12 protein-coding genes are annotated in these 14,838 nt (G+C 65.3%); 4 read left to right on the forward strand and 8 right to left on the reverse strand.

Features of this window, described 5'->3' with window-relative positions; all coding sequences use genetic code 11:
* Positions 1 to 9: 9 nt before the first annotated feature.
* The 7 genes from AC6JAC_RS12860 to AC6JAC_RS12890 all read right to left on the reverse strand — a co-directional run bounded on the left by AC6JAC_RS12860 (position 10) and on the right by AC6JAC_RS12890 (position 8,817).
* Entirely contained in the window at positions 10 to 1,383 is a 1,374-nt protein-coding gene (locus AC6JAC_RS12860) for an L-serine ammonia-lyase (RefSeq protein ID WP_497964964.1), read from the reverse strand.
* Positions 1,384 to 2,019 (reverse strand): sarcosine oxidase subunit gamma, encoded by a 636-nt coding sequence (locus tag AC6JAC_RS12865; protein WP_497964966.1) that lies wholly within the window; start codon positions 2,017 to 2,019, stop codon positions 1,384 to 1,386.
* Entirely contained in the window at positions 2,012 to 4,957 is a 2,946-nt protein-coding gene (locus AC6JAC_RS12870) for a sarcosine oxidase subunit alpha family protein (RefSeq protein WP_497964968.1), read from the reverse strand. Before AC6JAC_RS12870 ends, AC6JAC_RS12865 begins: the two co-directional genes overlap by 8 nt.
* Complete coding sequence (locus AC6JAC_RS12875) at positions 4,954 to 5,436, reverse strand: sarcosine oxidase subunit delta (protein ID WP_497964970.1); 483 nt, start codon at positions 5,434 to 5,436, stop codon at positions 4,954 to 4,956. The genes AC6JAC_RS12870 and AC6JAC_RS12875 overlap by 4 nt, the downstream gene beginning before the upstream one ends.
* Before the next feature lie 20 nt (positions 5,437 to 5,456).
* Positions 5,457 to 6,677, reverse strand: a complete 1,221-nt coding sequence (locus AC6JAC_RS12880) for a sarcosine oxidase subunit beta family protein (protein WP_497964972.1) — start codon at positions 6,675 to 6,677, stop codon at positions 5,457 to 5,459.
* Positions 6,674 to 7,972, reverse strand: coding sequence for a serine hydroxymethyltransferase (gene glyA, locus AC6JAC_RS12885; RefSeq protein WP_028272946.1), 1,299 nt, complete (start codon positions 7,970 to 7,972; stop codon positions 6,674 to 6,676). Before glyA ends, AC6JAC_RS12880 begins: the two co-directional genes overlap by 4 nt.
* 167 nt (positions 7,973 to 8,139) lie before the next feature.
* Positions 8,140 to 8,817 carry a GntR family transcriptional regulator gene (locus AC6JAC_RS12890; RefSeq protein WP_028272945.1) on the reverse strand — a complete coding sequence of 226 codons (678 nt, stop codon included), beginning with the start codon at positions 8,815 to 8,817 and terminating at the stop codon, positions 8,140 to 8,142.
* A 134-nt stretch (positions 8,818 to 8,951) separates the two neighbouring features.
* Here AC6JAC_RS12890 and purU point away from each other — a divergent pair, with 134 nt between their 5' ends.
* The 4 genes from purU (at position 8,952) to AC6JAC_RS12910 (ending at position 14,038) form a co-directional block, all read left to right on the forward strand.
* Entirely contained in the window at positions 8,952 to 9,866 is a 915-nt protein-coding gene (gene purU, locus AC6JAC_RS12895; RefSeq protein ID WP_028272944.1) for a formyltetrahydrofolate deformylase, read from the forward strand.
* A 53-nt stretch (positions 9,867 to 9,919) separates the two neighbouring features.
* Positions 9,920 to 12,412 carry a GcvT family protein gene (locus AC6JAC_RS12900; RefSeq protein ID WP_028272943.1) on the forward strand — a complete coding sequence of 831 codons (2,493 nt, stop codon included), beginning with the start codon at positions 9,920 to 9,922 and terminating at the stop codon, positions 12,410 to 12,412.
* A gap of 127 nt (positions 12,413 to 12,539) precedes the next feature.
* Positions 12,540 to 13,166: a cyclodeaminase/cyclohydrolase family protein gene (locus tag AC6JAC_RS12905; RefSeq protein WP_028272942.1), complete on the forward strand. Its 627-nt coding sequence runs from the start codon at positions 12,540 to 12,542 to the stop codon at positions 13,164 to 13,166.
* A complete protein-coding gene (locus AC6JAC_RS12910) occupies positions 13,163 to 14,038 on the forward strand; it encodes a bifunctional 5,10-methylenetetrahydrofolate dehydrogenase/5,10-methenyltetrahydrofolate cyclohydrolase (protein ID WP_028272941.1) in 876 nt (291 codons plus the stop codon). Before AC6JAC_RS12905 ends, AC6JAC_RS12910 begins: the two co-directional genes overlap by 4 nt.
* Positions 14,039 to 14,141: 103 nt before the next feature.
* On the opposite strand, the gene AC6JAC_RS12915 is transcribed toward AC6JAC_RS12910, so the two are convergent.
* Positions 14,142 to 14,837 carry a GntR family transcriptional regulator gene (locus AC6JAC_RS12915; RefSeq protein ID WP_051629133.1) on the reverse strand — a complete coding sequence of 232 codons (696 nt, stop codon included), beginning with the start codon at positions 14,835 to 14,837 and terminating at the stop codon, positions 14,142 to 14,144.
* Between the last annotated feature and the right edge of the window lies 1 nt (position 14,838).

Raw genomic sequence — 14,838 nt, forward strand, 5'->3', positions numbered from 1 at the left:
CTCACCAGGTCAGCACTCGATGACGTTGACGGCGAGGCCTCCGCGGGAGGTTTCTTTGTATTTGGTTTTCATGTCCGCTCCTGTCTCACGCATGGTTTTGATGGCTTTGTCGAGGGATACTTTGTGGCTTCCGTCGCCGTGCAGGGAGAGTCGTGCGGCGTTGATGGCTTTGACGCTGGCGATGGCGTTCCGTTCGATGCAGGGGATTTGTACCAGTCCGCCGACGGGGTCGCAGGTCAGGCCGAGGTTGTGTTCGATGCCGACTTCGGCGGCGTTTTCGACTTGTTCGGGGGTTCCGCCGAGGACTTCGCAGAGTCCGGCGGCGGCCATGGAGCAGGCGGAGCCTACTTCGCCTTGGCAGCCTACTTCGGCGCCGGAGATGGAGGCGTTGATTTTGAAGAGGATTCCGACGGCGGCCGCGGCGAGGAGGAAGCGGACTACCCCGTCGTCGTTGGCGCCGGGTACGAACTTGGTGTAGTAGTGCAGCACGGCGGGGACGATTCCGGCGGCGCCGTTGGTGGGGGCGGTGACGATGCGCCCGCCGGCGGCGTTTTCCTCGTTCACGGCCAGCGCGTAGAGGTTCACCCATTCCATCGCCCGGAGCGGGTCGGTCACGCCGGTGTCCGCTGTCAGGGTTTTGAATAGCGACGGCGCCCGCCGTTTGACGTTCAGGCCGCCGGGAAGGATTCCTTCCGCGGCGCAGCCGTTGTCCACGCATTCGCGCATGACCGCCCAGAGCTTCAGCAGCTCCTCGCGGAGTTCCGTTTCAGTCCGCCATGTCAGTTCGTTGGCGAGCATCACGTCGGAGATGGACATGCCCTCGCGCTGGCAGATTGCCAGGAGTTCGTCGGCGGTGCTGAAGGGGTAGGGCAGGACGGTGGCGTCGGCAACGACACGGTCCCCGGCGTCGGCGTCCCCGTCAACGACGAAGCCGCCGCCGATGGAGTAGAAGCTCCGTTCGCTGAGGACGGCCCCGGTGTGGTCCAGGGCGCGGAACGTCATGCCGTTGGGGTGGGCGGGGAGGGACTTGCGCCGGTGCAGGACCACGTCCTCGTCCCAGTTGAAGTCCACCCGGTGGGTTCCGGCGATCATGAGTTCGGCGTCGAGGGCTGCGGCGGCGACCTGGTCGTCCGCGGTGGTGGTGTCCACGGTTTCCGGGTCCAGGCCCTTGAAGCCCAGGACCACGGCTTTGTCCGAGCCGTGGCCCCGCCCGGTGGCACCCAGCGATCCGAACAACTCTGCCTGGACGCGGGTGGTGGAGCTCAGGTGGCCGTCGCCTTTGAGTCCGTCGGCGAACAGTTTCGCCGCCCGCATCGGGCCGACCGTGTGTGAGGAGGACGGCCCGATGCCAACGGAGAACAGGTCCAGGACGCTGAGGGCCATTTAGGGGACCTCGGGCGAGGCGTACTCGCGCATTGCATCGAGGAGCCAGCGGCCCAGGAAGTCCGCGAACGAGGCCCGCGGGAAGAGCCTGAAGCTTTCCTCCCCGGTCTTCTGCAGGACCACCGGGATGTTGCCCACCTCGGTGTTCAGCGCGGTTCCCGGGGTGAAGCTGCGCGGGTGCAGGTCCAGGGCGCAGCCCTTTTCCAGGACGGCCCGGGCCCGCGGGCCGGAGAGTTCGAACGTGGTGCGGTTCGCGGAGAGGTCCACGACCTGGCCCGGGGCGCCGCCCAGCGCTTCGGTGAGTGCCCGGATCAGGTCACCGCCGAGGGAGTCGTGGGCCTGCTCGGGGGCGACCACGAGGAACTCCGCCGGTCCGAGCCAGAGGACGCTGACCTGCCCGGTGCCGCCGACCTCGCCGCAGCGTGCCGGCAGTCCGCCGGTCACGGAAGCGATCCGTGCCCCTTCCTCGGAGCGGGGGTCCACCCGGACCCCGGCCATGGTCTGGAAGGGGCCTTCGGCGAGGATAACCTTGCCGGGGACGGAGCCGGTCTCCAGTGCCGGGGCCAGGTGCGAGGCGGGGCTGCGGCGGATGTCCCGGAGTCCATTGATGCCTGTCAGTGCTGGGGTGTTAGCCATCTTTGCGGGTCCCTTCGGGGTCAAAAAGTACGGTTTCGGCGACAACAACATCGACCAGCTGGCCACCGGCGACAGCCACCAGGGACTCGCCGATGCGGTTACGGCCGTTCTTGATCAGGGCCAGTCCGAAAGACCGGCCCAGGGCGGCGCTGTGGTAGCTGGAGGTGACAAAGCCCTGCATGGGGACGGGGCCGTAGGCGGGGCTGGTGCTGATCCCCTTTTCCACGAGCTGGGTGCCTTCCGGCAGGCGGAGCGTGCCGTCCACCGGAAGGACGCTGACCAGGTGCTTGCGGTCTTCCCGGCTGGCGTCGGTGCGGGTGTAGGAGCGTTTGCCGATGAAGTCCTTGGCCTTGGAAACGATCCATTCCATGCCCGCGTCCTGCGGGGTGACGGTCCCGTCGGTGTCCTGCCCGACGATCGGGTAGCCCTTCTCGGCGCGGAGCACGTGCATGGTTTCGGTGCCGTACGGGGTGATGTTGAATTCGGCCCCGGCCGCGGCCACCGCTTCCCAGGTGTTCAGCCCGTACCAGGAGGGCACGTTGATTTCGTAGGCCAGTTCACCGGAGAAGGAGATCCGGCAGACCCGGGCCTGCACGCCGGAGGCGAGGGTGGTTTCGCGGAACGTCATGAACGGGAACGCGTCCGCTTCCAGCCCGCCGTCGGCGGCGAGTTCCGGGGCCACCTTGGCCAGGACCGCCCGGGACTTGGGCCCGACGACGGCAATGGTGGACCACTGTTCGGTCACCGAGGTGCAGTGCACATCCAGTTCGGGCCATTCGGTCTGCAGCCATTCCTCCAGCCAGTCCAGGACCTTCGCGGCACCACCGGTGGTGGTGGTCATGAAGAACCGGTCCTCGTCCAGGCGCAGGGTCACACCGTCATCGAAAATCATGCCGTCCGGACCGCACATCACACCGTAGCGGGCCGAGCCCGGGGCGAGCTTCTTGAACGCGTTGGTGTAGACCCGGTTGAGGAACTCACCGGCGTCCTTGCCCCGGATTTCGATCTTGCCCAGGGTGGTGGCGTCCATAAAGCCCACGGACTCCCGGACGGCGGCGCATTCGCGCAGCACGGCGGCGTCCATGTCCTCGCCGGCCTGCGGGTAGTACCAGGGCCGCTTCCACTGTCCCACGTCCTCGAACAGGGCGCCCTTGGCAACGTGCCACGGGTTGATGGACGTCACCCGGGCGGGGTCGAACAGCTCGCCGCGCTGGCGACCGGCCAGGGCCGCGAACGCGACCGGGGTGAACGGTGCCCGGTAGGTGGTGGTGCCGATGTCGCCGATGCCGCGGGAGGCTTCGCCCGCGGTGCGGAGCGCGGCGGCGATCACACCGATCGCGTTCACCCCGGAAGTTTTGCCCTGATCGTTCGCGGTGCTGATCGAGGTGTAGCGCTTGATGTGTTCCACCGAGCGCATGCCGGCCCCGGTGGAGCGGAGGACATCGGCCACGGACTGGTCGCGCTGGAAGTCCACGAAGTGGTGGTGCCAGTCATCCGGGGTGCCGGCCTGGCCCGGGACCAGCCACAGCTGCCGGGTCGGCGCGGACGCCTTCGGCTCCCCCAGCGGGGACGGCTGCGTGGCGGATTCGAAGCCCGCGGCGATGGCGGCCGACGCGCCGGCCGAGATGCCCTCGGCCAGGACGTCCGCGAGTTCGAAGCTGCCCCGGCCCGAACCGATGGTCTGCTGGTTCGGGACCACGGTGCCCGGCACGAACGCGGCGAGCTCGTCGTCCCAGCGCAGCTTGCCCTGGCGCTGGGAGTGCAGGTGCACCAGCGGGCTCCAGCCGCCCGAAACGGCCAGCAGGTCGCAGGCGATCTCTTCAACGCCGGAGGTGAGTTCGCCGTCGTCGTTGATGCTCCGGACGGTGACGCTCTCCACGCGGCCGTCCGCCGCAGAGGAGGAGGTGTCAGCGACGGCGCTGCCGATCAGCACCCGGGTGCCGGCCTCGACGGCGGCAGCCGCCACCGGGGTCAGGGCGGGGCGGGCGTCGACGACGGCGGCGACCTTGACGCCGGCGGCGCGGAGGTCAGCGGCCAGGGCGTAGGCGCTGTCATTGGTGGTGCTGATGACCACGCGCTGCCCCGCGGCGACGGCGTAGCGGTTAAGGTAGCTGCGGGCAGCGGAGGCCAGGATGATGCCGGGCCGGTCGTTGTTCTCGAACACCAGCGGGCGTTCATGCGCGCCCGGAGCCAGCACCACCTGCTGGGCACGCACGTGCCAGATCCGCTGGCGGGAGACGCCGGGTGCGGCCGGGCTGGACAGGTGGTCGGTGCGGTTCTGCACCGCGATGACGTAGTTCGCGTCATACGCGCCGAAAGCGCTGGTGCGGTTCAGCACGGTGCATTCGGCGCCGGAGACGAGCTCGGCCTCAACATCCGCGACCCATTCCAGGGCCGGCTTGCCTTCGATGGTCTCAGCCAGCCCGGGGGCGGTGGAGCCGGACAGGAGTGAGCCGCCCAGTTCGGGCTGGTCGTCCATCAGGATCACGCGGGCGCCGGTGCGGACGGCCTCGCGGGCTGCGGCCAGGCCGGCGGGGCCGCCGCCGATCACCAGGACATCGGTGTGGACGTACTTCTTGTCGTACTCCGCACGGTCCTCGTCCGGGTCCAGCTTGCCCAGGCCGTTAAGGAGTTCAGCCTTCAACCCGTCCACCAGGGTCACGGTGGTCGCAGGCAGCATGGACTCGGCAACATCGCCCGGGAAACGCGGGGAGATCTTCACCATCGCATTGGATTCCTCCACGCCGGCGGACATGATGCCCCGGGCGCGGTCCTCGTACAACGAGTTACCGGCCAAGATCCGGCCGTTGGCAATCAGGGCCGAGGCCAGCGTGTCCCCGGGATGGCCGGTGAACTCCTCGCCGTCCACGGTGAAACGCCAGGAAATGGTGCGGTCAATGCGTCCGCCGGCGGCGAGGCGGGCGTTCTGGGAAGTCACTTGGTTGCTCCTTCCGGGGCGATAGTGCCGGTGCTGGTGCCGGTTCCGGTGCTGGTGTGGGTGCCGGTTCCGGTGCTGGCGTGGGTGCCGGTTCCGGTGCTGGTGGGGGCGATGCTGGTGCCCGAGATGCTCGGCGCCGCGGTGCCGGTGGTGGTGCTGTCCGCGGCCAGGCTGGCCGTGCCCGTCTCGGCGGTCGGCTTCCCGGCGTTGTCCGGCCGGGGCGCGCCCATCGGGTAGACGGCCTGGATGTCGTAGGTGACGGTGTCGCGGAGCATGTTGAACCACTGGCGGCAGCCGGTGCTGTGCAGCCAGCGCTCGGCGAACGTGCCCTTGGTGTTATCGCGGTAGAACAGGTACTCGGCCCACTCGCGGTCAGTCAGGTCGTTCGGGTTTTCCGGGTAGGCCACGTGGGCCTGGCCGCCGTAGTGGAATTCGGTCTCGTCGCGCGAGCCGCAGTTGGGGCAGGAGATGAGCAGCATGTGCGTCTTCTTTCTGGGTGCTAGTGGGCGACGGCGGCTGCGCCGTGTTCATCGATCAGGGCACCGGTTTCAAAACGTTCCAGCGCAAACGGCTTATTCAGCTTGTGCGGGGCACCCGTGGCGATGTTATGCGCGAACGTCAGCCCGGCAGCCGGGGTCGCCTTGAAACCGCCCGTGCCCCAGCCGCAGTTCACAAACATGTTCTCCACCGGGGTGTTGCCCACGATCGGGGAAGCATCCAGGGTCGTGTCCACAATCCCGCCCCAGGTCCGCAGCACATGCGCCCGGGCAAAAATGGGGAACAGCTCAACCGCGGCGGCCATCTGGTGCTCAATCACGTGGAAGGACCCGCGCTGGCCGTAACCGTTATAGGAATCCACGCCCGCGCCCATCACCAGTTCACCCTTATGGGCCTGCGAAACGTACACGTGCACGTGGTTGGACATCACCACCGTCGGGTGGACCGGCTCGTGCAGTTCGGAAACCAGTGCCTGCAGCGGGTGGGACTGGATCGGGAGCCGGAAACCGGCCATTTCGGCCAGGACCGAGCTGTGCCCGGCGGCTGCGAGGCCCACCTTTTCGGTGTTGATCGTGCCCTTGTTGGTCTTGACACCCACCACGCGGTTGCCGTCCTTGATGAAGCCGGTGACTTCACAGTTCTGGATGATGTCCACGCCGAGTTCGTCGCATTTGCGGGCGAAGGCCCAGGCCACGTGGTCGTGCTTGGCGATGCCGGCGCGCGGCTGGTAGGTGGCGCCCATGACGGGGTAACGGATGTTATCGCTGATGTTCAGGATCGGGCAGAGTTCCTTGACCTGCTTCGGGTCCAGCCACTCCGCGTCCACACCGTTAAGCTGGTTCGCACCCACCCGGCGCATGCTCTCGCGGACATCGCCCAGGGTGTGGGCGAGGTTCATCACCCCGCGCTGGCTGAACAGGAAGTCGTACTCGAGTTCCTCGGGCAGGATTTCCCAGAGCTTCAGGGCGTGCTCGTAGATGGCCGCGCTCTCGTCCCAAAGGTAATTGGAACGGATGATCGTGGTGTTCCGGGCCATGTTACCGCCGGCCAGCCAACCCTTTTCCAGGACCGCGATGTTGGTCATGCCATGGTTCTTCGCCAGGAAATACGCCGTAGCCAGGCCATGCCCGCCACCGCCCACAATCACCGCGTCATAAGAGGACTTAGGCTCCGGGTTACGCCAAAGGAAATCCGGGTGCTCCGGAAGCAGATCGGCCATCATGCCACCTCGTTCGCGTCAGAAGAAAGGTTGGGGTAGAGCGGGAACTTTCCGGCCAGGATTTCGACCCGCTGCCGGAGTTCCGCCGCGGTCTCGTCGCTGAATTCGCGCTTGAGTGCTGCGGCGATAATGTCAGCGACCTCGGTGAATTCTGCCTTCCCGAAACCACGCGTGGCCAGGGCCGGCGTGCCGATACGAAGGCCCGAAGAGATCATCGGCGGGCGCGGATCGAACGGCACGGCGTTGCGGTTCACGGTGATACCGATCCGGTGCAGGCGGTCTTCGCCCTGCTGGCCGTCCAGTTCCGAGTTCCGCAGATCCACCAGGACCAGGTGCACGTCGGTGCCACCGCTGACGACAGTCACGCCGGACTCTGCAACGTCGGCAGACAGCATGCGTTCCGCAATGATGCGGGCGCCTTCCAGGGTGCGTTCCTGGCGGTCGCGGAATGCCGGCTCGGCAGCGAGCTTGAAGGCCACGGCCTTGGCTGCGATGACGTGCTCCAGCGGGCCGCCCTGCTGGCCGGGGAACACCGCGGAGTTGACCTTCTTGGCAATGTCGGCGTCGTTGGTCAGGATCACACCACCGCGCGGACCGCCGAGGGTCTTGTGGGTGGTGCTCGTGACGATGTGGGCGTGGGGAACGGGGTTGGGGTGCAGCCCTGCGGCCACCAGGCCGGCGAAGTGCGCCATGTCCACCATCAGGTAGGCGCCCACGAGGTCCGCGATCCGGCGGAACTCGGCGAAATCGAGCTGGCGGGAGTAGGCAGACCAGCCGGCAACGATGAGCTTCGGCTTGTTCTCAACCGCCAGGCGCTCGACTTCAGCCATGTCAATCAGCATGGTGTCCTCGCCGACTCCGTACGGGACCACCTTATAGAGCTTGCCGGAGAAGTTGATCTTCATGCCGTGGGTGAGGTGGCCGCCGTGCGCGAGGTTCAACCCCAGGATGGTGTCGCCGGGCTGGATCAGGGCGAACATCGCCGCTGCGTTGGCCTGGGCGCCTGAGTGCGGCTGCACATTGGCGAATTCGGAGCCGAACAATGACTTAAGACGGTCGATGGCCAGCTGCTCAACCACATCAACGTGCTCGCAGCCGCCGTAGTAGCGCTTGCCCGGGTAGCCCTCGGCGTACTTGTTGGTCAGGACCGAACCCTGTGCCTCCATGACGGCACTCGGCGCAAAGTTTTCGGAGGCGATCATCTCCAGCGTGTCCTGCTGTCGCAGGAGCTCCTGCTGAACGGCTGCGTGGATCGCAGGATCGGTCTCTGCGAGCGTACGGGTCAGAACGTCGACCATCTTTATCTCCTCTTCTATCTAATATCCTGTTGATATATTAGTTTCGTGACTCAAGTATGCTATCGAGGCCGATGGGTGTCAACAGATTTTCAGCCCTTCCCGGAGACGCCAAAAGCGCGGCCCTAAGGGCCGCGCTTTTGGTAACACGGGCAAACGCGGGGCTCAGATCAGCTGAAGAGCGCCTTGCGGACGGCGTCCTCAAAGCCGCTGACGTGGACTCTCGCCAGGTCAGCGGCCCGCGCCTCATCGCCGGCAATCACAGCGCCGAGCAGGTCCAGGTGCTCATGCACGTGCCGGGAAAGATCGGGAAGGCGATCCAGCACCATGCACCAGATGCGGGTGGCGAGGTTGTCGTACCGGATCAGGATGTCCTCCAGGTGGGGATTGGCCGCAGCCGCGTAGATGCCTTGATGTACGCGCGCGTCCAAGCGCAGGGTTTCAACTACCGAGGCCGCACGGGTATCGAAGGATTCAACAGCCCGCATCACAGCCCGCAGCTGCTCGCGTTGCCGCTCCGTGGCCACCCGGGCAGCACGTGCAGCTGCGAGAGGTTCAAGCTGCGTCCGGATTTCTGAAATGAAGGCAAGGTCGGTCACGTCCACCCGGGTGGCAAAAGTACCCCTCCGCGGGTACGAAACCACCAGGCGGTCAAGCTCAAGCCGCTTCAAAGCCTCCCGCACTGGAGTCCGCCCCATACCGAGTTCCTTGGCGAGGTGGTCGTCATACAGGAGATCGCCGGGTTTGATGTCAAGCATCAGCAGCCGGTCGCGGATGCGCTCGTACGCCACGTCCGCCAATGACTTCTTGACCGCATCTTCCACAATCGCCAACGCTTCAGCTGCCATAATCTTGCCCCTTTCCATTCAAGCCAAACAGGCTATTGACCTCGCCCACTGACCAGTATACGCTGATTCCCAAACCTAATATATCAGTACTTGATCCAAGAATATATCTAACGTAAATTCCTAAAGGAGGAGACATGACCATAGTGGCAACAGACTCATCACCCAGCACGCTGACTCTCACCGAGCCCCGCGCGCAGGACAAGGCCCAAAAGTTCGTACTCACACTGACGTGCGTCGAACGTGCCGGCATTGTCCAGGCGGTCACCACCTTTCTCTTCGAGCGTGGCTTCAACATCGACGAGCACCAGCAGTTCGACGACGGCCTCCGCGAGACGCTGCACCTGCGCACCGCATTCTCGGGTTCCCCCGAGTACACGCCGGAGCGGCTGGAGGAGGAGTTCAGCGCCATTGCGGACCGCTTCGACATGAAGTTCAGCTTCCATGACCAGACCAAGCAGCGCATTCTGGTCATGGTGTCCAAGTTCGGCCACTGCCTGAACGACCTGATCTTCCGGTGGCGCGGCGGCAGCCTTGGCGGCGACATCGTCCTCGTGGTTTCCAATCATGAAACCCACCGGGCCATGGCCGACGCCGCCGGACTGCCTTTCATCTACCTCCCGGTGACCCCCGAGACGAAGGCAGACGCCGAACAGCGCCTGCTGGACCTCGTCGACGAGCACAACATCGACCTCGTTGTGCTGGCCCGGTACATGCAGGTGCTCTCCGATGACCTCTGCCGGTCCCTTGAGGGCCGGGCCATCAACATCCACCACTCCTTCCTTCCTGGATTCAAGGGAGCCCGCCCGTACCACCAGGCGTACGACCGCGGCGTCAAGCTTGTAGGTGCCACAGCCCACTACGTGACTGCTGAACTTGATGAAGGTCCAATCATCGAGCAGGAAGTCATCCGGGTGGACCACAGTTACGGTCCCACCGCACTGTCAACAGTCGGGCAGGACGCGGAAGCGCTGGCACTGTCCCGCGCCGTGCGATGGCACTGCGAACACCGTGTGTTGCTGGACCAAACCAGCACTGTTGTGTTCCGTTAAGCACGACCACCCCATCAACAAGACAACACACGAAAATCAGCAGGAGAAACCACATGGCTTCGACACCAAGCATTGTCATTATTGGAGCGGGAATCGTCGGGACGAACCTGGCCGACGAACTGGTCGCGCGGGGTTGGAACAACATCACCGTACTGGACCAGGGACCCCTGAACATGCCCGGCGGCTCCACGTCCCACGCCCCGGGCCTCGTCTTCCAGACCAACGCCTCAAAGTCGATGGCGCTCTTCGCCAAGTACACGGTTGAGAAGCTTTTGTCCCTGACCGAGGACGGCGTCAGCTGCTTCAACCAGGTGGGCGGCCTCGAGATCGCGACCACCGAGACACGCCTCGCCGATCTGAAACGGAAGCTCGGCTATGCCGCCGCGTGGGGTATCGACGGCAAGATCCTTACCCGCGCCGAGTGCAAGGAGCTTTACCCGCTCCTGAACGAGGAAGACATCCTTGGCGGTCTCCACGTTCCCAGCGACGGCCTGGCCCGTGCTGCCCGTGCCGTCCAGCTGCTGATCAAGCGCACTGAAGCCGCGGGCGTCAAGTACCTGGGCAACACCACGGTGACGGGCATCGAGCAGTCCGGCCGCCGGGTCACCGGTGTCCAGACCTCCGAAGGCACCATCCCTGCCGACATCGTGGTCTCCTGCGCCGGCTTCTGGGGTGCCAAGATCGGCGAAATGATCGGGATGTCAGTCCCGCTCCTCCCGCTCGCCCACCAGTACGTAAAGACCACTCCGGTCCCCGCACAGAAGGGCAAGAACGAACTGCCCAACGACGCCTCCCTGCCGATCCTGCGGCACCAGGACCAGGACCTCTACTACCGCGAGCACGGCGAGCGTTACGGCATCGGTTCCTACGCCCACCGCCCCATGCCCGTGGACCTTGACGAGCTCGGCACGTTCGCACCCGAGACCATCAGCGACCACAACATGCCCTCCCGCCTCGACTTCACCCTGGAGGACTTCCTCCCGGCATGGGAGGCCACCAAGCAGATCCTGCCGGCCCTGCGCGAAAGCGAAATCGAGGACGGTTTCAACGGCATCTTCTCCTTCACCCCCGACGGCGGATCCCTGGTGGGTGAGTCCAAGGAGCTGGACGGCTTCTTCGTCGCCGAAGCCGTGTGGGTCACCCACTCGGCCGGCATCGCCCGCGCTGTTGCTGAATTGCTGACCACCGGCAAGTCCAGCATTGATCTTGGTGACTGCGACATCCACCGCTTCGAAGAGGTCCAGCTGACCCCCGAATACGTCAGCGAAACGTCCCAGCAGAACTTCGTGGAAATCTACGATGTCATGCACCCGCTCCAGCCCAAGCTTTCCCCCCGCAACCTCCGCGTCAGCCCGTTCCACGCACGCCACAAGCAGCTGGGCGGGTACTTCCTGGAGGGCGGCGGATGGGAGCGTCCCTACTGGTTCGAAGCCAACGCCGAACTGCTCAAGGAGATGCCTGACGAATGGCAGCCGCCGGCACGTGACGCCTGGTCCGGGATGTTCAGCTCGCCCATCGCCGCCGCCGAAGCCTGGAAGACCCGCACTGCGGTGGCCATGTACGACATGACTCCGCTCAAGCGCCTGGAGGTCTCCGGCCCCGGAGCCCTGAAGCTGCTGCAGGAGCTGACTACCGCCGACATGGCCAAGAAGCCGGGCGCCGTCACGTACACCCTCCTGCTGGACCACGCCGGCGGGATCCGAAGCGATATCACCGTGGCCCGCCTGAGCGAAGACACCTTCCAGCTTGGAGCCAATGGAAACATCGACACGGCCTACTTTGAGCGGGCCGCACGCCACCAGACGGAAAGCGGAACCGCCAGCGACTGGGTCCAGGTGCGAGACACCACCGGCGGGACTTGCTGCATCGGCTTGTGGGGACCCCTCGCCCGGGACCTCATCAGCACGGTCAGCAGCGACGACTTCTCCAACGACGGCCTGCGTTACTTCCGGGCGAAGAAGGTTGTCATCGGCGGCGTCACCGTCACTGCCATGCGGCTGTCCTACGTCGGCGAGCTGGGCTGGGAACTGTACACCAGCGCGGACAACGGACAGCGCCTGTGGGACGCACTGTGGAAAGCAGGGCAGCCGTTCGGCGTAATCGCTGCCGGCCGCGCCGCGTTCAGCTCGCTTCGCTTGGAAAAGGGCTACCGCTCGTGGGGCACCGACATGACCACCGAGCACGACCCGTTGGAAGCGGGACTCGGTTTCGCTGTGAAGATGACCAAGGAGAACTTCGTCGGCAAGGCAGCACTGGAAGGCCGGACCGAGGAGAACTCCGCCCGCCGCCTGCGCTGCCTGACGGTCGACGACGGCCGGAGCATAGTGCTGGGCAAGGAACCGGTCTTCTACAAGGACCAAGCAGTTGGCTACGTCACCAGTGCCGCATACGGTTACACGGTCGCCAAACCGATCGCCTACGCGTACCTCCCGGCCGCTGTGTCCATTGGTGACTCGGTCGAGATCGAGTACTTCGGACGGCGCATCCAAGCCACGGTCACGGCCGATCCACTGTACGACCCCACGATGACCCGGCTCCGCGGCTAACAGCCGCCGGCCGTTCAAAGGCACGCGGCCCGGACTCGTTTCCTCGCAACCAGAGTCCGGGCCGCTGCTTTTCCTTCGTCCGTCCCATGCCAGGCCAGTCGAGCAGAGCTTCAGCCCAGGAAGACACATGATCAGTTCAGAAACAATAAACGACTACCTCGCCAGGCTTGCCTCCCGCGAACCCACCCCGGGCGGCGGCGCAGCCGCGGCACTCCACGCCGCCCAGGGGGCGGCACTTGTCGCCATGGTGGCCAGGTACACCACCGGCCCGAAATACGAACAGCACACCGAACTCGTCACCAGGATCATCAGCAGCGCCGACGGACTGGTGGCCCAGGCCTTGCGCCTCGCGGACGCCGACCAGCACGCGTTCCAAGGCGTGATTGACGCGTACAAGCTCCCCGCAGGTAGTGACGACCTCAAAGCTGCCCGGACAGCGTCCATCCAGGACGCGCTCGTTCAGGCCGCGAAGACACCGGCTCAACTGATCCTCGTTGCCGGTGCCGTCGTGGATCTTGCCACGGAGCTGTTCGAGGTGGCCAATGCCAACGTGATCAGCGACGTCGCCGCCGCCGTCGACGCTGCCCGGGCAGCCGCCACCACTGCACGGGTAAACATCGACATCAATGTGGTGGCCATCAAGGACACCGAAGCACGTTCCCGGCTGGCTGACCAGACCGATGGCATTGAGGACAAGGTCGTCCTGGCAGCAGACTCGCTCGTGAAGCGCGTGCGCGAAAGGATTCTCGGTTGAGCACCACACTCCTCTCAGGACGAAACCTGGCAAAGCTCATTCAGCTCAAGGCCCACGACGAAGCCAGGGACCTCGAAGCTGACGGTCTGCGCCCCGCCCTTGCCGTGGTTGTGGCCACGAACGACGGCTCCACGCACTGGTATGTGCGGTCCATCGAACGGGCCGCGGAAAGCGCGGGGATCACTTGCCGGATCGTGGACCTGGGCCACGACGCGACAGGACAGGCATTGGCTTCAGTCCTGAAAGACCTCAGCGCCGAGCCGTCCGTCAACGGCATCATTCTCCAGACGCCGTTGCCTCCCGGCGTCGATGCAGATGCGCTGGTTGAGCACATCGCCCCTGAGAAGGACATCGACGGCGCGAATCCTCTGAGCCTTGGCCGCCTCGCCGTCGGCCAGCCCTCGTTCGCCCCTGCCACGGCACGGGCCGTCACCGAGATCCTTGACCACTTCGACATCCCGGTGGCCGGCCGGAACGTCGTCGTGATTGGACGTTCCGCCGTCGTCGGAAAACCGCTCTCCCTGCTGCTGCTGGAACGCGACGCCACCGTCACCGTCTGCCACTCCAGGTCGGGGGCGCTGGAGAAATACACCAAGACGGCCGACGTCGTGGTGGTCGCCGCCGGGCGCACCGGCCTGCTGAACGGCGGCCATATCTCGTCCGGGGCCGTAGTGATCGACGTCGGCACCAACGTCCTTCCCGACGGGTCCCTCGTGGGGGATGTGGACGAGGCCAGTGTCCGGGGCATCGCCGGGGCGCTGACACCCGTGCCGGGCGGCGTCGGCTCAGTCACCACATCCCTCCTTCTGCTGCACACCACTGAGGCCGCGCGGGAACAGTCGCGTGCCCTGGTCCGGGAAACAGCCGTGTGATCCACAGCAGGCAGCCCCTGCGCCGCTTAGGCCCAGTTTGTCCTCGTGCCCGCTCAGGTCCATGCGATCTGCGCGGGCACGAAGGCTGGGTCCTGCCAATGGGCTATAGGACGCCCCTGATGAGGTTCTCAAAGTCCGTCACATGCTTGGTCGTCAGCCGCGCAGCAGCTTCGGAATCACCTGCCGCGATGCACTCGAGCAGCTCAATGTGCTGGGCAATATGCTCGGATACCGGAGGAAGTTTCTCCAGCACAAGGCTCCAGATCCGCGTCGCCAGGTTGTCATATCGGATCAGGACATCCTCAAGGTGCCGGCTCCCTGTGGCCCGGTAGATCATCCGGTGCACGCGCATGTCCAGACGCATCAGGTCCCGCTGGGAGTGCATTACCGGCAGGAGCTCCCCCACTTCCTTGGCAAATTCCTTGATCTCTTGCCGGAGCTGCGGCGATGCCATCCGGGCAGCCCGCGCTGCGGCCGCAGGCTCCAAAAGCTGCCGGATTTCGGAAATTTCAGCCAGATCCGTGATGTCCACTCCTGCGGCGAATGTTCCCCGGCGGGGATACGCCACCACGAGGTGGTCGCTTTCAAGGCGCTTCATGGCCTCCCGGATGGGTGTCCTCCCCACCCCGAGCCGCCTGGAAATCACTTCGTCATTCAAAGGTTCGCCAGGCTTGATGTCCAAAACGATCAGTTCATCACAGAGCACCCTGTAGGCGAAGTCGGCGAAAGACTCCTCCTCCTGCCTCGGTGGCAGGAAGGAACCCCCAACATCCGACGGTAGTTCTCCACCGCTTGCCATA

It is taken from the genome of Arthrobacter sp. KUASC02 (assembly GCF_059739395.1).

Bases quoted from the DNA above. Each gene is read 5' to 3' on its own strand.
- AC6JAC_RS12900 (WP_028272943.1), top strand. From the start codon at position 9,920: ATGGCTTCGACACCAAGCATTGTCATTATTGGAGCGGGAATCGTCGGG.
- AC6JAC_RS12880 (WP_497964972.1), bottom strand. From the start codon at position 6,677: ATGATGGCCGATCTGCTTCCGGAGCACCCGGATTTCCTTTGGCGTAAC.
- AC6JAC_RS12890 (WP_028272945.1), bottom strand. From the start codon at position 8,817: ATGGCAGCTGAAGCGTTGGCGATTGTGGAAGATGCGGTCAAGAAGTCA.
- AC6JAC_RS12865 (WP_497964966.1), bottom strand. From the start codon at position 2,019: ATGGCTAACACCCCAGCACTGACAGGCATCAATGGACTCCGGGACATC.
- AC6JAC_RS12915 (WP_051629133.1), bottom strand. From the start codon at position 14,837: ATGGCAAGCGGTGGAGAACTACCGTCGGATGTTGGGGGTTCCTTCCTG.
- AC6JAC_RS12860 (WP_497964964.1), bottom strand. From the start codon at position 1,383: ATGGCCCTCAGCGTCCTGGACCTGTTCTCCGTTGGCATCGGGCCGTCC.
- AC6JAC_RS12905 (WP_028272942.1), top strand. From the start codon at position 12,540: ATGATCAGTTCAGAAACAATAAACGACTACCTCGCCAGGCTTGCCTCC.
- AC6JAC_RS12875 (WP_497964970.1), bottom strand. From the start codon at position 5,436: ATGCTGCTCATCTCCTGCCCCAACTGCGGCTCGCGCGACGAGACCGAA.
- glyA (WP_028272946.1), bottom strand. From the start codon at position 7,972: ATGGTCGACGTTCTGACCCGTACGCTCGCAGAGACCGATCCTGCGATC.
- purU (WP_028272944.1), top strand. From the start codon at position 8,952: ATGACCATAGTGGCAACAGACTCATCACCCAGCACGCTGACTCTCACC.